Raw genomic sequence first — 15,460 nt, forward strand, 5'->3', positions numbered from 1 at the left:
TTTTTTGATCAGGGGATGGTTAACTCCGAAACCCTTATGGACCATCCTTTCCCAAAACCATGGGAGGGCCAGATAGGATGATCTTGTCCCCATCATCTCATTTCTGACAATTCTTCTCGCAGAATACGTCGTAAATCAGTTTCAGTTATTGATTGTTCGGCGGGAGATTGGATACATTGTCTTAGCACCTGATTAATCAAGGTTTGATAGCCCATGCCCCTTGCCTCAGCCTCTGTTCGAAAATGGTCCAAAACATCATCATCGAGATAAATCGTAATGCGGGTTTTTCCCTTGGATGGAATGATGGCGCCTCGTTTTCCTTTGGAAAAATCATATTCCCGTCTCATAGATTTTTGTCTCCTGTTTCGTGGCACGTCGGGCTGAAATTAAGCGAATAATTTCTCCTCGCAACGTATAAACAACAACCAAGATAGAGCCCGTGTTTCCCATCCCTAATGCGATAAAACGTTCTTCTGTAGTGGAATCAGGATCAAGCTCGTGAATGGTGAGAGGATCAAAAAAGACCATTTCAGCTTCTGCAAAGGAAATGCCATGCTTTTGCCGATTACTTTTGGCCTTTTGCGGATCATACTCAAACTGCATACATACATAATATGCATTACAAAGTGTTCGGTCAATAAAGGAGTAGTCCTGCACAGAAGCGGCGATCGCCTCCGGGCAACTTTGCAGTGAAGGATCTAGTCGGCTCCCGATTTTTGCCCTGAGTTCGGGAAACCACACTCACCGGGGTGTTGCACTGGGTCAAGCAATTTAGCTAAATTAGCACTCGTGAGGTGGGAGTGCTAAACCCTCTCCCAAATTACTACTGACCTTGCAAGACTATCATCTGGAGGATGACTTCTATGGCCGCTATTTCCATTAATGTTTCTACTGTGAAACCCCTTGGCGATCGGGTGTTTGTGAAAGTAAGCCCCGCTGAAGAAAAAACCGCTGGGGGGATTTTGTTGCCTGATAACGCCAAAGAAAAACCCCAAATTGGTGAAGTTGTCCAAGTGGGCCCCGGCAAACGCAACGACGACGGTACCTACTCCCCTGTGGAAGTCAAAGTGGGCGATAAGGTTCTCTATTCCAAGTATGCCGGCACCGATATCAAACTTGGTGGCGACGACTATGTTCTGTTAACTGAAAAAGATATTTTGGCCTCCGTTGCCTAGGTCGATTAATTTTTACCGATCCTGACCTGTGTTAAAACTTGCAGGATTTTTACCCATTCATCTATTGCATTAATTTGCCCACGAGGTTTTACTTTTATGGCTAAATCCATCATTTACAATGACGAAGCTCGCCGTGCCCTAGAGCGGGGCATGGACATTCTGGCGGAAGCCGTTGCCGTTACCCTCGGCCCTAAAGGTCGTAACGTGGTGCTCGAGAAGAAATTTGGCTCTCCCCAAATTATTAACGACGGGATCACGATTGCCAAAGAGATTGAACTGGAAGACCATGTAGAAAATACTGGGGTTTCCTTAATTCGCCAAGCGGCTTCTAAAACCAATGATGTGGCTGGGGATGGTACCACCACCGCTACGGTTTTGGCCCACGCCATTGTTAAAGAAGGTTTACGCAACGTGGCCGCTGGTGCCAACCCCATTTCCCTCAAGCGGGGTATTGATAAGGCCACTGATTTCCTCGTTGCTCGGATTAAAGAGCATGCCCAACCCGTGGGAGATTCCAAGGCGATCGCCCAGGTGGGAGCCATTTCCGCCGGTAACGACGAAGAAGTTGGCCAAATGATTGCCAATGCCATGGATAAAGTCGGCCAAGAAGGGGTTATTTCCCTCGAAGAAGGCAAATCCATGACCACCGAGTTGGAAATCACCGAAGGGATGCGCTTCGATAAGGGTTATATCTCCCCTTACTTCGTCACCGATGCGGAACGGATGGAAGCTGTCCTGGAAGATCCCCGCATTTTGATCACTGACAAAAAAATCAACTTGGTGCAAGACCTGGTGCCCATCCTTGAACAAGTGGCCCGTCAAGGTAAGCCCCTGTTGATCATTGCCGAAGATATTGAAAAAGAAGCTTTGGCTACCCTCGTAGTTAACCGTCTCCGGGGTGTGTTGAATGTGGCCGCTGTGAAAGCCCCCGGCTTTGGCGATCGCCGTAAACAAATGTTAGAAGACATTGCCACCCTCACCGGCGGTCAAGTAATCAGCGAAGATGCTGGTCTGAAACTGGAAAGCGCCACTGTGGATAGCCTCGGTTCTGCCCGTCGCATCAACATCACCAAAGACAACACCACCATTGTGGCCGAAGGCAACGAAGCCGCCGTTAAGTCCCGCTGTGAGCAAATCCGTCGCCAGATCGAAGAAACCGATTCTAGCTACGACAAAGAAAAACTCCAAGAGCGCTTGGCTAAATTGGCCGGTGGTGTAGCGGTAATCAAAGTCGGTGCTGCTACCGAAACCGAAATGAAAGACCGTAAACTCCGCCTGGAAGATGCCATCAATGCCACCAAAGCCGCTGTGGAAGAAGGTATTGTTCCCGGTGGTGGTACCACCCTGGCCCACTTGGCTCCCCAATTGGAAGACTGGGCCACTGGCAACCTCAAAGATGAAGAGTTAACCGGTGCCCTGATTGTAGCCCGGGCTCTGCCTGCTCCCCTCAAACGGATTGCCGAAAACGCCGGTCAAAACGGTGCGGTTATCTCCGAGCGAGTCAAAGAGAAGGAGTTCAACGTTGGTTACAATGCCGCTAGCCTGGAATATGTAGATATGCTGGCCGCTGGCATTGTTGACCCTGCCAAAGTGACCCGTTCCGCTCTGCAAAATGCCGCTTCCATCGCTGGCATGGTATTGACCACCGAATGCATTGTTGTGGACAAACCTGAAAAAGAAAAAGCCCCCGCTGGTGCCCCCGGTGGTGACTTCGACTACTAAGGTTTAGTGACCGACTAACACTTTTCTCATAAAATCCCAGGGAGGTTTCGGCCTCCCTTTTTTTCACTTGCTAAGCTCTCTTTCGTTTGATCAAATCGTCGGCAGTTTAGGCCTAGGAGAGACAAAATTCAGGCTTAGGATCCCCTCAAAAAATTTAGCTGCCCTAACTGAAAAAGTAACATTGCCACTACAAGTCCCTGGTTTTGGCTCCGGTCATGGGGGAGGCAAATAGAACTTTTGTTTACCTAATTTATCAGAAGTAAAGCCTAGGGAAACGAGATTATTCCCGGGCCCAGTCAAAATAAAAAATTGGCTAAAATCCCTATTAGAGCGACTAGGTTTTGCAATTCCCGTTGTGAGAGTTGTTAGAATAGTTCCGCCTCAAGCAATCAGAGCAGAACTTTTTCCCTTTGGCTAAATTTTTCCCAATTCCACTGCATTTGCCAAAGACAAGAGCAGTTCCCCGTTAATGAATGGTATTCACCGTTGGCTTTTCCGTTTAAGCATTATCATCCAGTTGCTCTGGGGTTCGGCGCCGGTAACTGGAACCCAGGTGGTGCGGATCGGAGTTTATGAAAATCAACCAAAGATTTTTCTCAATGATCAAAATAGGCCAGTGGGCTTTTGGATTGACGTAATCGAGGCGATCGCCGCTGCGGAGAATTGGCAAATTGAATACCACCTTTGTGAATGGCAAGCCTGTTTGCAAAAGCTAGAGGCAGGGAAAATAGATCTAATGCCCGACGTAGCAGTCAATCCTGAAAGAGCAAAAAAGTTTCAATTTAATCAAGAAGTAGTTCTAAACAGTTGGTCAATTATTTATGCTGCGAACAATGCCAATATCAATTCTATTATTGATCTAGAAGGAAAAAGAATAGTAGTTTTAAAAAATAGTGTTCAAGAAAAGAATTTGATTAAGCGTTTGGCTGAACTAAAAATAAAAGCAGAAATAATTCAAGTTGACTCATTTTCGGAGCTGTTTAAAAAAATAGATGCAGGGGAAGCCGATGCTGGAGCGGTTAATTACTTTTTTGGTAACCGTTTCAGCCATCAACATAGGGTACGTCCGACCAATATGGTTGTTGACACTTCCCAATTATTTTTTGCTGCTTCTCGCCAAACTAATCCAGCTATTTTACGTAATATTGATGAACAAGTAAATTTACTAAAAGCGGATACTGATTCCATTTATTATGAATCTCAAAAACGATGGTTATTTAATAACCCGTTATTGACCATACAAAATCTCCGCGCCATTATCCATCGGCTGATTATAATTTTTATTATCGTCACCGTTGCTATTGTTATTATTTGGAATTATCGTTTACAAAAAGAAATTAAATTAAGAAAAGCTAGCCAAAATCAACTTTCCTACCAAGCTCTTCATGATACTTTAACAGGTTTGGCTAACCGAGCCTTGTTACTCCAAAGGTTGGAATTTGCTGGCCACCAAATCAAAAACAATCCAAAATCTCGATTTGCTCTTCTTTTCATTGATTTAGATCATTTCAAATTAATTAATGATAGTTGGGGCCATTCCGTTGGAGATGCTCTCTTAATTAAGATCGCAGAAAAACTACAAATTAACTTAAGGGAAACAGATTTAGCTGTCCGTTTAGGGGGAGATGAGTTTGTGATTTTTTTAGAAAGTATTACGGAAATTAAACAGGCGATCGATGTTGCAGAACGGATTCTTATCCACTTACGTTTGCCCGTGCAAATTCAAGCCAAAGAACTATTTGTTAAAGCTAGTATTGGCATTGTCATTGGTAGTATTCATTACTATGAACCTGAAAGGCTGATAAGGGATGCAGATATTGCTATGTATCAAGCTAAAAATAATGGGCGCAACCAGTACGCTGTTTTTGATCCTTCCATGCACCAAACAATTTTAGAACGCTTAAGTTTGGAGCATGATTTTCGCAAAGCCTTAGAACAAGAAACACTAGAGTTATATTATCAGCCTATAATTTCTTTAGTTAATGATAGACTACAAGGGTTTGAAGCTCTTATACGTTGGCAACATCCTGAAAAAGGTTATATTAATCCAGAGCAATTAATTGCGATCGCCGAAGAAACTGGACTAATTATCATCCTTGGACAATGGATTATGCAGCAAGCTTGCCAACAAATTGCCCAATGGAGAGAAATTACTAATGATGATAAAATCTATGTCAGTATTAATCTTTCCCCTAATCAAATTTGTCGTCCCCTTTTTGTAGAAGAAATTGAAAACATATTACAAACAACAAAGCTTGATGGTGATGCCTTGGTGCTAGAAATAACAGAAGGAGTTTTAATTCAACACTTAGAAATAGTAGCAGAATGCCTTAAAAAAATAAAATCTCACGGAATCAAAATTAGCATTGATGACTTTGGGACTGGTTATTCTTCTCTCAGTTACTTATATCGATTACCAGTAAATTACTTAAAAATTGATCGTTCCTTTATTAATCAAATAACAGAAGATTCTCCGTCCCAATCCATTGTTAAAACTATTATTACCCTTGGGGATTTACTGGATATTCAAACTGTAGCAGAAGGTGTTGAAACAAACGATCAGTTAAATTTACTTAAAAAAATGGGCTGTGGCTTGGGGCAAGGTTATTTCTGGTCTGAACCGATGACAGTTAGGGAAATTGATTGTTTCCTGGACTGTATTGTCTAAGTAAAAAATAAATCAGCTCTACTATCTAAATTTTAATTTTATTGACTACAGCACTAAACAATAGTGTAGATTAAAACAAAAGTTTTTACTAAAAATTTTGTTTGCTTAATGAAATGTACCTGTAACAGAACCAACTTTGCCTTTTCTAACGGACATCCTTCACCTGTAAAAATAACTCTCTTGTTATTGCTATGCCATCAAATGCGCTGTCGTTACTGCAATCGTAAAAGAACAGTTTTTCTGCCCTATTTTTGGCTCACCATGTTGTTCGAGCTTAAAATTAATTAGATCTTTGTCGGTGAAATAATCCAGAGCCATGTGGCATCTTCCTCCCAGTAATTTGCAGAAATGGCATCTATGCCAAAGCCAGATGGTGCTAAACAATCCTTGGTGCCGGGTTCGTCGGGATACGGTGCAATTGCCCAATGGGACTTTGATCGATGACTACTTCGTCAATATGCGGCCAGAAATTGTGATGGTTTTGGCCCTAACCCCCCAACAGGAAATTATTTTTGTGCGGCAGTATCGCCATGGAGTGCAGGAAATTTTATTAGAATTACCTGCCGGTACTTTTTTCCCCGACCAGGAAAGCCCCACTGCTGCTATTCGCCGGGAATTAGAAGAAGAAACTGGTTACCAGATTACCAATTTGCTCAACTTAGGTTGTATTTATGATAATCCCGTCAAAGATCAATCCCGTCTCCATCTTTTCCTTGCCCCAGATGTGACTCCCACGGGAAAAAAAGCTTGGGATATAACGGAAGAAATTGAGATGGTGTTAATGCCGATCGCCGTGGTACGGGAGCAGATTTTTTCCGGAAAAATTAGGGTAGCAGGTAGTTTAGCGGCTCTGTTACTTGGCCTAGAGAAACTATCCAGTCTTCATTTTCCCTTACACTAAGGGTTTAAGGCTACTTGTGCCGAGGTTTAACTCAATTTACCGAAGGGCTGACCCCACCAGCGCCAACATTCTTTGTTAAAAGGCGATCGCCATTTGAGAATTAACTCCTTTTCCCAGGCAAGGAGGGTTTTCTTTTCCGGGGGCACATGGGGCCAAAAAGACGCCACCACTTCCACTTCTAATTCATAGCGGCGGTGTAGTTCGATATAGCTCAAAATATAGTCCTTACAATCGTGGGTGCCCTGCCAACGTTGGTCTGCTGTCAATTTGGTTTCCCCCACGTAAAGCAATAATGGCCAACGGCGATCGAGGATGAAATATAAACAACCTTGATTTTCCCCGGTTATATTGGCTGAATCCTTGCCCTGTCGCCAAAACAGGGAAGACTGTTGGGGCAAAGTAAATGGGTCAATTTCGTCGGCATGGTGCCAACTGGTGACCGGGGCATCAAACAGCGAAATTTGCTGGGGTTGGCCAGTTTTCCGTTGACTCTGTTGATATTGGTGAATTTTTTCCTGCCAATCTTCCAAACCCTGGCGATCGAGCAGCAATTTTGGCTCCCGCTTGACTCGATAGCTTGAGGGAGCATCAAACAGTTTTAGCTGTTCCAAAATACTTTCCTAACCTAGGGTTTTATAAAGTTTTACACTGGGCTTGGAATCGCAACAAATGGTCACAAAGTACTAATGCAGCCATCGCTTCCACCATGGGCACAGCCCGGGGCAAAACGCAGGGATCATGGCGACCTTTAGCGGCTAAGGTGGTTTCCTCCCCAATGTTACTAACGGTTTTTTGCTCTTGACCAATGGTGGCAGTAGGTTTAAATGCTATGCGCATAATAATGGGTTCGCCGTTGCTGATGCCTCCCTGAACCCCCCCAGAACGGTTGGTGCGAGTACGCCATTCCCCCGCTTCATCCAGGTAGTACTCATCATTATGTTGACTACCAGTCAGTAAAGTACCGGCAAAACCAGAGCCAAACTCAAACCCCTTGGTAGCGGGGAGGGACATCATTGCCTTGGCCAAATCCGCTTCCAACTTATCAAACACTGGTTCCCCCAACCCCTTGGGAGCGTTACGGATCGCACATTCCACCACCCCGCCAATGGAGTCTTTTTGTCGTAGCACCTGGTCAATGCGTTCAATCATTTTTTCGGCACATTCTTCATCGGGACAACGAACAATATTGCTTTCCACTTGCTCCAAGGTCACCGTATTGCTGTCCACCGTCGCCTCAATGTCTTGGATACTTTTCACATAGGCCACAATTTCCACCCCGTTAAACTGGGCCAGAATCTTTTTGGCGATCGCCCCTGCGGCCACCCGGCCAATGGTTTCCCTAGCAGAAGAGCGACCTCCTCCTTGCCAATTGCGAATGCCATATTTCGCTTCATAGGTGGCATCGGCGTGGGAAGGACGATATTTCACCGCCATCTCATTGTAATCCTGGGAACGGGCATCCTTATTTCGCACCAAAATGGCGATCGGTGTACCCAGAGTTTTACCCTCGAACACGCCAGAGAGAATTTCGCATTGATCTGCTTCCTTACGAGGGGTGGTAATTTTGCTCTGTCCTGGCCGCCGCCGGTCTAGGTCTACTTGGATTTCCTCTGGGGAAATTTCCAATCGGGGAGGGCAACCATCAATAATTACCCCCACGCCGCCCCCATGGGACTCACCGAAGGTGGTAATGCGAAATAAACTGCCAAACGTGTTTCCCATAAAATAACCAATGCTGACTGACCAGTCTCTTATTTTAAGTATTTTTTGGAACGAGGCATAGATAAAAATAAACGGGCCAAGGAAATATCCTAGCCCGAAAAAGAAATTATTGGGAATTGGAGTCTAATAATTTAGCTTCCAAAAAAAGTGAACAGAAAGTAAATGACCGGCTAAATAATTAGGCAAATAGCAAATATGCCAAACGATTATTTAACAGCGGCTTTACCACCAGCTTCTTCGATTTGTTTTTTGATGGCTTCAGCATCATCTTTACCGGTAGCTTCTTTGATGGCTTTGGGGGTGGATTCCACCAATTCTTTGGCTTCTTTCAGACCCAAACCGGTGATGGTGCGGACAACTTTCAGCACAGCAATTTTCTTGTCGGCAGGAACTTCTTCGAGGATAACGTCGAATTCAGTTTTTTCCTCAGCGGCTTCGGCGGGGGCAGCGGCAGCGGCGGCCATAACCATGCCACCAACGGGGGCAGCGGCGCTAACACCAAAAGCTTCTTCGATTTGTTTAACTAACTCGGAAGCTTCCAACAAGGAAAGACTTTTTAACTGTTCTAAAATTTGATCGGTTGCAGCGGACATAGAAATGACTCCTATAGGTAAGTAGGTTAAATCTGATTAGACAAACCAAAAACAAATGACTTTGGGGTGAACAGGGTGAAAACAACCCTATTCTTTGTCCACATGGGCTTGGAGACCACGGGCCACGGAAGCTGGAACTTCTTTGATGCCCAGGGCAATCTTGGTAGCCAGGGCATTGATGCCGCCGGCAATTTGACCCATAAGTTGCTCTTTGGAAGGCAAATCACCGATCGCCTCCACGTCAGCTTGGGTTAGGCTTTTTCCTTCTAATACCCCACCCCGTAGTTCGGTTTTTTTGGTATCTTTCTGGAATTTTTTGTAAGCCTTAATTGCGCCGCCCAGGTCTTCTTTCAAGACAAGAATAGCGGTGGTTCCCGTCAGAAATTCTTCCATGGGAGACCAGGCTTCTTGTCCTGCCAGTGCCCTACGGACAAGGGTATTTTTGGCAATCTTACAGGTTCCACCCAGGGGGCGGAGCCGGTTTCTTAAATCGGTAATTTCGGCAACGGTTAACCCTTGATAATCAATGATCACCGTCATTTGAGCGTCCTGGAATAACTCCTGAACATCACTGATTACCGTCGCTTTATTTTCTCTCGTTCTTCCCATTCGGGTTTCACCTCCTTGGGGTTGGGATAGCAAGCATTAAACACACAATAAAAATGCCCCTTGGCGATCGCCGGGGCTGAAGCAGAGGATCAAAAGCTGTCAAGGAAGCAAATCCCCAACAAACTCAAATCTTGATTCAGGCTTCAACCTCGGCAGGTTAATTAAGCAACCCTAATTGCTCCTGCGGTCTTTGGCATAGCCAGTTAAATAAATAGTGGCTAGAAATGACTCGGAAATTGTCGTCGCTTAGTTATCCTCAAACTTCAGATCGCGTAAAGCATTGATGTCTACAGGGATGGAAGGACCCATGGAACTGGACACAAATACGGTGCGCCAGAAACGACCCTTTGCCCCCGAAGGACGATTGCGGTCAATGGTCTCTTGCAGCGCTTTTAAATTCGCCAATAAATCATCGGCGGAAAAAGAGGCCTTTCCAAACATAACATGAACGATGCCCGTACGATCAGCCCGGAATTCTAATTTTCCGGCTTTAAATTCATTTACCGCCGCGGCCAGGTCTGCGGTTACCGTTCCCCCCTTGGGAGAAGGCATGAGACCCCGGGGCCCCAATTGTTTACCCAACCGGGCAATTTTGGGCATCATATCAGGGGTGGCAATGAGCACGTCAAAGTCCATCATGCCCTTTTGAATTTCTTCAATCAATTCCTCAGAACCGGCAATGTCAGCCCCAGCATCGGTGGCCTCCTTGACCTTTTCCCCCCGGGCTAGCACGGCTACCCGTACTGTTTGCCCTGTTCCTTTGGGTAAAGAAACAGTGGTCCGAATTTGTTGGTCACTGTATTTGGGATCAATGCCCAGACGGATGTGGGCTTCGGCCGTCTCATCAAATTTGGCAGTGGCGGTTTCCTTGAGCAACTCCATGGCCTCTAACGGGCTATAGAGTTTGCTGTCATCTACCTTGGCGATCGCCGCCTGCATGCGTTTTGAAAGCTTTTTAGTCATGGATTTGGTAACTCCTTGGGTACTGGCGAAGTAGGGAACTTCTCCCCGAAATAAATGGAAAACTTATTGGGTCTAGGCCCTCAAACTTAGCTGTTGACAGTAATACCCATATTGCGGGCTGTGCCTTCAATAATATTCATGGCCGCATCAATGTCGTTGGCATTAAGGTCAGGCAATTTTGTTTGGGCAATTTCCCGCAGTTGCTCCCGGGTAATGGAAGCCACTTTGTTTTTATTCGGTTCACTAGATCCCTTTTCCACCCCAGCGGCTTTACGGATGAGCACCGAAGCAGGAGGAGTTTTGAGGATAAAGGTGAAACTACGGTCTTCAAACACCGAAATTTCCACAGGAATAATCATCCCAGGCTTATCGGCGGTCTTGGCATTGTACTCTTTGCAAAATGCCATGATATTAACCCCATGCTGACCCAAAGCGGGACCAACGGGGGGAGCAGGGTTAGCCTTGCCAGCGGGCAGGGCCAGTTTAATCAGAGCGACGACTTTCTTGGCCATTGCTTATGTATGTCTAAGTTAATGTGATTAGGATGTGAATTAACGGCGATCAAACCCACCGCGGGGAGCGAGAATTTACTTCCAATCTCCCACTAAAGGGTTTAATTCTGTTTTTCCACCTGGGTAAATTCCAATTCCACCGGGGTTTCCCGACCGAAAATGGACAGTAAGGCTTTTAGCTTACTTCTTTCTGGACTGACTTCAATCACGTCCCCTTCAAAATCCTTAAAGGGGCCGGAGAGCACCATGATGTGATCACCGATTTCCATATCGATTTTCACCACGGGTTCCTGCTCATCCACGTGACGGAAGATTCGTTCCACTTCCCCATGACTGAGGGGCATGGGTAAAACGTGGCCCCGCCCCCGACCATAGTGACGCTTCTGCTCAGAGCCGACGAAGTTGATCACGTGGGGGGTATTTTTTACCACCTGCCAAGCGTCATCGTCCATAATCATGCGGATGAGCACGTAGCCAGGGAAAATTTTCTCTTCCCCCTGCACCCTTGCCCCGTCTTTGCGGATTTTTACGATGGGAGTTTTGGGAATTTCCACCTGGAGGATGCGATCAGCCACGTCCAAGGTGTGAATCCTCTGCTCAAGGTTTAACTTAACCCGCTTTTCACAGCCAGAGGCTACCTGTACGGCAAACCAATGGCCTTCGGAGGGTGTTTTTTTGTTTTGTTCCGCGACCGGAGATTGATCGTCAGTGAAGCTCATGACAACATGTACGAGGAATATTGACTGGGGGGATTGCCGGCAATCCAGGCTCAAGTTTGAGCAAGACTGGGCAGAGTGAATGTTGGGGATTTAGAATTTCTAAAACTTCAACAGGATCGAAAAAATAAAAAATATCGAGGGCGTAGCTGAGAAATAAAAATCTTATTTTACTTAGATAACTTAACAGGAAGCTTGACTAGAAGTTTCTCATCAGCTATCGAAAGAAAGTCAAAGCTTATTGGGCAGTAATTTACCGACCCCTTGGCTCCACTGAGTTCGTTAACCGAAAAGGAAAGGTTGTTTGGTAATCCAGCCAAAGATTTGATCAACGAAGTAGATAACCGTCGAAACCAAGATAACCATCAAAATCACGGCTACGGATTCGCTGATTAGCTGTTGACGGGAGGGCCAAACCACTTTTGCCAACTCATCTTTGGTGGCTGCAATGAAGTTGCTCCGGGCCTGGACATTGTCCACGGAATTGTCTTCGGTACTGTCGGTTCTGACCGCTTCCTTCTTAACCACAGGTTTTTCTTGCCTCCCAAATCGTTATAACTAATGAGAAAATCTGGAACATCACCGAACGCAAAGTCGAATAATTGCGTAACAATCGTTGGCGAGGTAATTGGTGGTCAACGCGCCCTGGAGGACTTGAACCCCCGACATCAGGTTTTGGAGACCTGCGTTCTACCAACTGAACTAAGGACGCATAGTCTGGGCTGAGGTTAGCCCTGGAGTCTGCACTCTGGCACCATCATACCCTAATTTGCTGCCAATTCCCATCGATGGCGATCGCCATTGGTGTTGGAGATCACAGTTTCGCTGACTACAGAGCCCGGTCAAACCGCTGCTTGATGCGGGTAGCTTTACCAACCCGATCCCGGAGATAGTAAAGTTTGGCCCGACGAACCTTACCGCGGCGCAACACTTTGATGCTGGCAACCCGGGGAGAATGGAGCAGGAAAACCCTTTCCACACCAACACCTTGGAAAATTTTCCGTACGGTAATGGTTTCGCTGATGCCGCCGTTGCGTTTGGCAATGACGGTGCCTTCGTAGGGTTGGATCCGTTCTTTCCCACCTTCGACAATCTTGACCCCAACCTTGATGGTGTCACCGACATGGATGGTGGGCAGGTCTTCTTTGAGAAACTCTGCCTCAATGGAATTGATTATGGCTTGGGCGTTCATGGTCATAGTAAAAACTGACAATTTCTCATCATAACTGATTTACCCTCTTTTGCAAAAGTTGCTTTTTTCCCACTTGCCTTGCTGTTGCGCCCGGACTGTTGGCCGCTAGAATGCAGTTTTGCTGGATCATAATTGAAAAGCCGATGACCACCATTACCTCCCAGGCGATCGCCCGTTACCGTGACCAACTTGCCCATTGTCCGGAGGCAATGCAGGCGCTGGATACCATCGAGGATTGTGAAGGTAATTTAGAAGATGCGGCCCTGACCCTGGGCATCCAAGTGGGGCAACAGCCCGATCGCAATGATTGGCTAGAGGGTTTGGCCAAAAGATGCCGAGTAGCCATTTGTGAGGGGGGTTTTCCGGCGGCATTAAAAGACAATAACATCAGTACAGTGGTCAATCACCTTAGCGAACGCAAAGTCTGTCATCCCCTGTTAGCGCCCCTGGTGGTGGCCTATGTTTTGGAGCAAGGCATTGATGATTTTTGCGCTCCTATCCATTTCAAGCTCAATTACGATGGTGAAAACAATTGACCGGTGATATTCTGACCACCCAATCCCAGGATAGGCAAGGAATAAAACGATGGGATGAACGCATTGGTTGTCAGCGGGAATGGAGTTGGCGGGGTTGGCAAATTCGGTATAGTTTTCGTCACCCTATTGAGCCCACTGGTTTACCTCCCCTGTTGCTTATCCATGGTTTTGGGGCGGCGATCGAGCATTGGCGTTACAACATGTCGTTTTTTGCTCAACACACCAGCGTTTACGCCATTGATTTGCTTGGTTTTGGTGGTTCCCGCAAAGCTGACGAACGTTACAGTGCTTACTCCTGGGCAGACCAGGTGCGGGATTTCTGTCGGGAAATAATTGGCTGTCCCACCGTGTTAGTGGGAAATTCCATTGGTTCCCTGGTGGCGTTAACTATGGCAGCAGAAAGTCCAACCCTAGTGGCCGGATTAATTATGGCAAGTTTGCCGGACGTTTCTCTTCGTCAGCAGGCCGCCCCTCGTTTTTTAAGACCTTGGATTGAAAAGGTGGAAAGCGCTTTTTCCCCTCCTTGGTTACTCAATGGCCTATTCAAGTTTGTTCGTCGTCCCCCGATTATCAAGCGTTGGGCCGGTTTGGCCTATGGTTTGCGGCAGGAACAGCTTGATCTAGACCAGTTTGAAGAGGAATTGGTGCAAATTATTTGTTCTCCTCCCCAGGATTTGGGGGCAGAGGTTGCCTTTCGGCAATTGTTTAGCTCTGTGCGTCAGTCCCACTTTGCGCCGTCGGTGAAGGAGTTATTGCCTACCCTGGATTTACCCATATTGTTGCTTTGGGGAGATGGCGATCGGTTTATCCCCTGTCGATATGGCCAGCAATTTGCCCTGTTGAACAAAAAAATTGAATTTCAACTTTGGCCTGGAGTCGGCCACTGTTTACATGACGAGTGCCCAAATAAGTTTAATCAAACTTGCTTAACTTGGCTAAGGCGGAATTTTGATAAATCCTTTGAACTAAGCGAGCCGGTGGTGACGGCTTGAAAAAGCTGCCAGGAAAATCAATAATGACAAGACTTTCAAATAGATTTTTAATCAGCTAAAAACTGTACCAGTCACGAATGGAATCAGCAAAGGTTTCATCACCATTATCTTGATCATTGTCGGTAAATTCTATAATAGAAGTTTGTTGGGCATCTAGGGACTCCTGCCGACGTCTTTGTAAGTAGGTTGCATCATTATCTGTGTGAGTTGTATGCCGCCCATCCCGTTGATTTTTTTCGATTTGTCGCAAAATTTTGCGCACTACAGAGGCTAAGTTTTTAGCGGTTATTTTTTCATAGGCAATGCCATAAACGTCGAGCACTTGTTCTAGGTCTAATAAAGCGGCATGGTAGTCCCTCACCCCCCGCCGAATTTTGCTAGAAAGTTCATCTAGGCTAACTTTGTCTTGGGCAACGCCAATGTTACGGGCAAATTCTTCTAGTTCTATCAGAATGGAATGGGCTGTACTAAAGGAGTCTATTTCATCGATATTTAGAGGGGTGGATTTTTTTAGAGGGTCCCGCATAATTGCGCCAATTCCCCTTAGCACAGCGGTGCGAATCTCCCCTCGCATCTGTTCAACTCGTTGCATCTGAAATGCTTTTCCTTCTTCACTGGCCACATACATGGGGGGCAAGCGATTTAGTGTATAGCTAGCCACCTCGGCAATGCTGACAAATTTGGCGACGTTGACGGGTAGTTTTTGCAGTTCGTTATAAATTTCATCCTTGACTACTACTTCCAGTAAGTTAAGACAGGTTTTCCGCTGACGTTTTTGTTCTTCTTCTTTTTCGTCTAATAGGTTTTCTAACAATGATTGGCTGATGCTATCGGAGGTAATGCCATAAATGGGAGCGATAATATCTAGCAAGTTTTTGGCGATCGGCACATAGGCTTCCTTTCGATTCAGGCTTTCAATCAGGTTATACATGTCCGACACCAAACGTTTGATCTCTGGTTGGACTTTAACTAAGTTCACTAGTAGTGTGTAAGTGGAGCAACTGCCCACAACCTTCGGATCGTTTTCCCAAACTTTGTTGGTCAGACCGTAAATAATTTTCTTTAGTCTAATTCTTTCGCGGTCACTCTCAATTTTGTTGATAACATCGGGTAAGCATTCCGTGTTAAATTTCATGATAGTTAGCGAGTGTTAGGGAAA

The 15,460-nt window shown here is 45.8% G+C and carries 18 protein-coding genes, 1 tRNA gene and 1 other annotated feature; of the genes, 6 read left to right on the forward strand and 13 right to left on the reverse strand.

Features of this window, described 5'->3' with window-relative positions:
* Positions 1–92 precede the first annotated feature (92 nt).
* Positions 93–347, reverse strand: a complete 255-nt coding sequence (locus SYNPCCP_RS04295) for a BrnA antitoxin family protein (protein WP_020861553.1) — start codon at positions 345–347, stop codon at positions 93–95.
* Positions 331–741, reverse strand: a complete 411-nt coding sequence (locus SYNPCCP_RS04300) for a BrnT family toxin (protein WP_010872039.1) — start codon at positions 739–741, stop codon at positions 331–333. The genes SYNPCCP_RS04295 and SYNPCCP_RS04300 overlap by 17 nt, the downstream gene beginning before the upstream one ends.
* Positions 742–863: 122 nt before the next feature.
* On the opposite strand from SYNPCCP_RS04300, the gene groES reads away from it, so the two are divergent.
* From groES to SYNPCCP_RS04320, 4 genes are all read left to right on the forward strand, one after another.
* A complete protein-coding gene (groES, locus tag SYNPCCP_RS04305; RefSeq protein WP_020861555.1) occupies positions 864–1,175 on the forward strand; it encodes a co-chaperone GroES in 312 nt (103 codons plus the stop codon).
* A 96-nt stretch (positions 1,176–1,271) separates the two neighbouring features.
* A complete protein-coding gene (groL, locus tag SYNPCCP_RS04310) occupies positions 1,272–2,897 on the forward strand; it encodes a chaperonin GroEL (RefSeq protein WP_010872041.1) in 1,626 nt (541 codons plus the stop codon).
* A 469-nt stretch (positions 2,898–3,366) separates the two neighbouring features.
* A complete protein-coding gene (locus SYNPCCP_RS04315; RefSeq protein ID WP_010872042.1) occupies positions 3,367–5,565 on the forward strand; it encodes an EAL domain-containing protein in 2,199 nt (732 codons plus the stop codon).
* Positions 5,566–5,881: 316 nt separating this feature from the next.
* Positions 5,882–6,466 carry an NUDIX hydrolase gene (locus tag SYNPCCP_RS04320; RefSeq protein WP_010872043.1) on the forward strand — a complete coding sequence of 195 codons (585 nt, stop codon included), beginning with the start codon at positions 5,882–5,884 and terminating at the stop codon, positions 6,464–6,466.
* 26 nt (positions 6,467–6,492) lie between these two features.
* On the opposite strand, the gene SYNPCCP_RS17545 is transcribed toward SYNPCCP_RS04320, so the two are convergent.
* From SYNPCCP_RS17545 to rplS, 10 genes are all read right to left on the reverse strand, one after another.
* On the reverse strand, positions 6,493–7,077 hold the full coding sequence (locus SYNPCCP_RS17545) for a hypothetical protein (RefSeq protein WP_020861558.1): 585 nt from the start codon (positions 7,075–7,077) through the stop codon (positions 6,493–6,495).
* A 22-nt stretch (positions 7,078–7,099) separates the two neighbouring features.
* Positions 7,100–8,188, reverse strand: a complete 1,089-nt coding sequence (aroC, locus tag SYNPCCP_RS04330; protein WP_010872045.1) for a chorismate synthase — start codon at positions 8,186–8,188, stop codon at positions 7,100–7,102.
* Positions 8,189–8,394: 206 nt separating this feature from the next.
* Positions 8,395–8,781 (reverse strand): 50S ribosomal protein L7/L12, encoded by a 387-nt coding sequence (gene rplL / locus SYNPCCP_RS04335; protein ID WP_010872046.1) that lies wholly within the window; start codon positions 8,779–8,781, stop codon positions 8,395–8,397.
* An 87-nt stretch (positions 8,782–8,868) separates the two neighbouring features.
* Positions 8,869–9,390 carry a 50S ribosomal protein L10 gene (gene rplJ / locus SYNPCCP_RS04340; protein WP_010872047.1) on the reverse strand — a complete coding sequence of 174 codons (522 nt, stop codon included), beginning with the start codon at positions 9,388–9,390 and terminating at the stop codon, positions 8,869–8,871.
* A gap of 40 nt (positions 9,391–9,430) precedes the next feature.
* Positions 9,431–9,602 (reverse strand) — a sequence feature (ribosomal protein L10 leader region).
* A 34-nt stretch (positions 9,603–9,636) separates the two neighbouring features.
* Positions 9,637–10,353: a 50S ribosomal protein L1 gene (rplA, locus tag SYNPCCP_RS04345; protein ID WP_010872048.1), complete on the reverse strand. Its 717-nt coding sequence runs from the start codon at positions 10,351–10,353 to the stop codon at positions 9,637–9,639.
* A gap of 86 nt (positions 10,354–10,439) precedes the next feature.
* On the reverse strand, positions 10,440–10,865 hold the full coding sequence (rplK, locus tag SYNPCCP_RS04350) for a 50S ribosomal protein L11 (RefSeq protein WP_010872049.1): 426 nt from the start codon (positions 10,863–10,865) through the stop codon (positions 10,440–10,442).
* A 101-nt stretch (positions 10,866–10,966) separates the two neighbouring features.
* Complete coding sequence (gene nusG, locus SYNPCCP_RS04355) at positions 10,967–11,584, reverse strand: transcription termination/antitermination protein NusG (protein WP_010872050.1); 618 nt, start codon at positions 11,582–11,584, stop codon at positions 10,967–10,969.
* Positions 11,585–11,863: 279 nt separating this feature from the next.
* Entirely contained in the window at positions 11,864–12,109 is a 246-nt protein-coding gene (gene secE / locus SYNPCCP_RS04360) for a preprotein translocase subunit SecE (RefSeq protein ID WP_010872051.1), read from the reverse strand.
* A gap of 111 nt (positions 12,110–12,220) precedes the next feature.
* Positions 12,221–12,293 (reverse strand) — tRNA-Trp (locus SYNPCCP_RS04365).
* A 117-nt stretch (positions 12,294–12,410) separates the two neighbouring features.
* Positions 12,411–12,779: a 50S ribosomal protein L19 gene (gene rplS, locus SYNPCCP_RS04370; protein WP_010872052.1), complete on the reverse strand. Its 369-nt coding sequence runs from the start codon at positions 12,777–12,779 to the stop codon at positions 12,411–12,413.
* Positions 12,780–12,916: 137 nt separating this feature from the next.
* On the opposite strand from rplS, the gene SYNPCCP_RS04375 reads away from it, so the two are divergent.
* Together SYNPCCP_RS04375 and SYNPCCP_RS04380 are read left to right on the forward strand one after the other, a co-directional pair.
* Positions 12,917–13,309, forward strand: a complete 393-nt coding sequence (locus SYNPCCP_RS04375; RefSeq protein ID WP_020861559.1) for a hypothetical protein — start codon at positions 12,917–12,919, stop codon at positions 13,307–13,309.
* Complete coding sequence (locus SYNPCCP_RS04380) at positions 13,306–14,301, forward strand: alpha/beta fold hydrolase (RefSeq protein WP_020861560.1); 996 nt, start codon at positions 13,306–13,308, stop codon at positions 14,299–14,301. The genes SYNPCCP_RS04375 and SYNPCCP_RS04380 overlap by 4 nt, the downstream gene beginning before the upstream one ends.
* A 55-nt stretch (positions 14,302–14,356) precedes the next feature.
* Here the strand turns inward: SYNPCCP_RS04380 and SYNPCCP_RS04385 are convergent, their stop codons facing one another.
* Positions 14,357–15,436, reverse strand: coding sequence for a late competence development ComFB family protein (locus tag SYNPCCP_RS04385; RefSeq protein ID WP_010872055.1), 1,080 nt, complete (start codon positions 15,434–15,436; stop codon positions 14,357–14,359).
* Positions 15,437–15,460: the final 24 nt, after the last annotated feature.

Origin of the sequence: Synechocystis sp. PCC 6803 substr. PCC-P (assembly GCF_000284455.1) — a bacterium.
Taxonomy (GTDB): domain Bacteria; phylum Cyanobacteriota; class Cyanobacteriia; order Cyanobacteriales; family Microcystaceae; genus Synechocystis.

Bases quoted from the DNA above. Each gene is read 5' to 3' on its own strand.
- SYNPCCP_RS04295 (WP_020861553.1), bottom strand. From the start codon at position 347: ATGAGACGGGAATATGATTTTTCCAAAGGAAAACGAGGCGCCATCATT.
- groES (WP_020861555.1), top strand. From the start codon at position 864: ATGGCCGCTATTTCCATTAATGTTTCTACTGTGAAACCCCTTGGCGAT.
- groL (WP_010872041.1), top strand. From the start codon at position 1,272: ATGGCTAAATCCATCATTTACAATGACGAAGCTCGCCGTGCCCTAGAG.
- SYNPCCP_RS04315 (WP_010872042.1), top strand. From the start codon at position 3,367: ATGAATGGTATTCACCGTTGGCTTTTCCGTTTAAGCATTATCATCCAG.
- SYNPCCP_RS04320 (WP_010872043.1), top strand. From the start codon at position 5,882: ATGTGGCATCTTCCTCCCAGTAATTTGCAGAAATGGCATCTATGCCAA.
- aroC (WP_010872045.1), bottom strand. From the start codon at position 8,188: ATGGGAAACACGTTTGGCAGTTTATTTCGCATTACCACCTTCGGTGAG.
- rplL (WP_010872046.1), bottom strand. From the start codon at position 8,781: ATGTCCGCTGCAACCGATCAAATTTTAGAACAGTTAAAAAGTCTTTCC.
- rplJ (WP_010872047.1), bottom strand. From the start codon at position 9,390: ATGGGAAGAACGAGAGAAAATAAAGCGACGGTAATCAGTGATGTTCAG.
- rplA (WP_010872048.1), bottom strand. From the start codon at position 10,353: ATGACTAAAAAGCTTTCAAAACGCATGCAGGCGGCGATCGCCAAGGTA.
- rplK (WP_010872049.1), bottom strand. From the start codon at position 10,865: ATGGCCAAGAAAGTCGTCGCTCTGATTAAACTGGCCCTGCCCGCTGGC.
- nusG (WP_010872050.1), bottom strand. From the start codon at position 11,584: ATGAGCTTCACTGACGATCAATCTCCGGTCGCGGAACAAAACAAAAAA.
- rplS (WP_010872052.1), bottom strand. From the start codon at position 12,779: ATGACCATGAACGCCCAAGCCATAATCAATTCCATTGAGGCAGAGTTT.
- SYNPCCP_RS04375 (WP_020861559.1), top strand. From the start codon at position 12,917: ATGACCACCATTACCTCCCAGGCGATCGCCCGTTACCGTGACCAACTT.
- SYNPCCP_RS04385 (WP_010872055.1), bottom strand. From the start codon at position 15,436: ATGAAATTTAACACGGAATGCTTACCCGATGTTATCAACAAAATTGAG.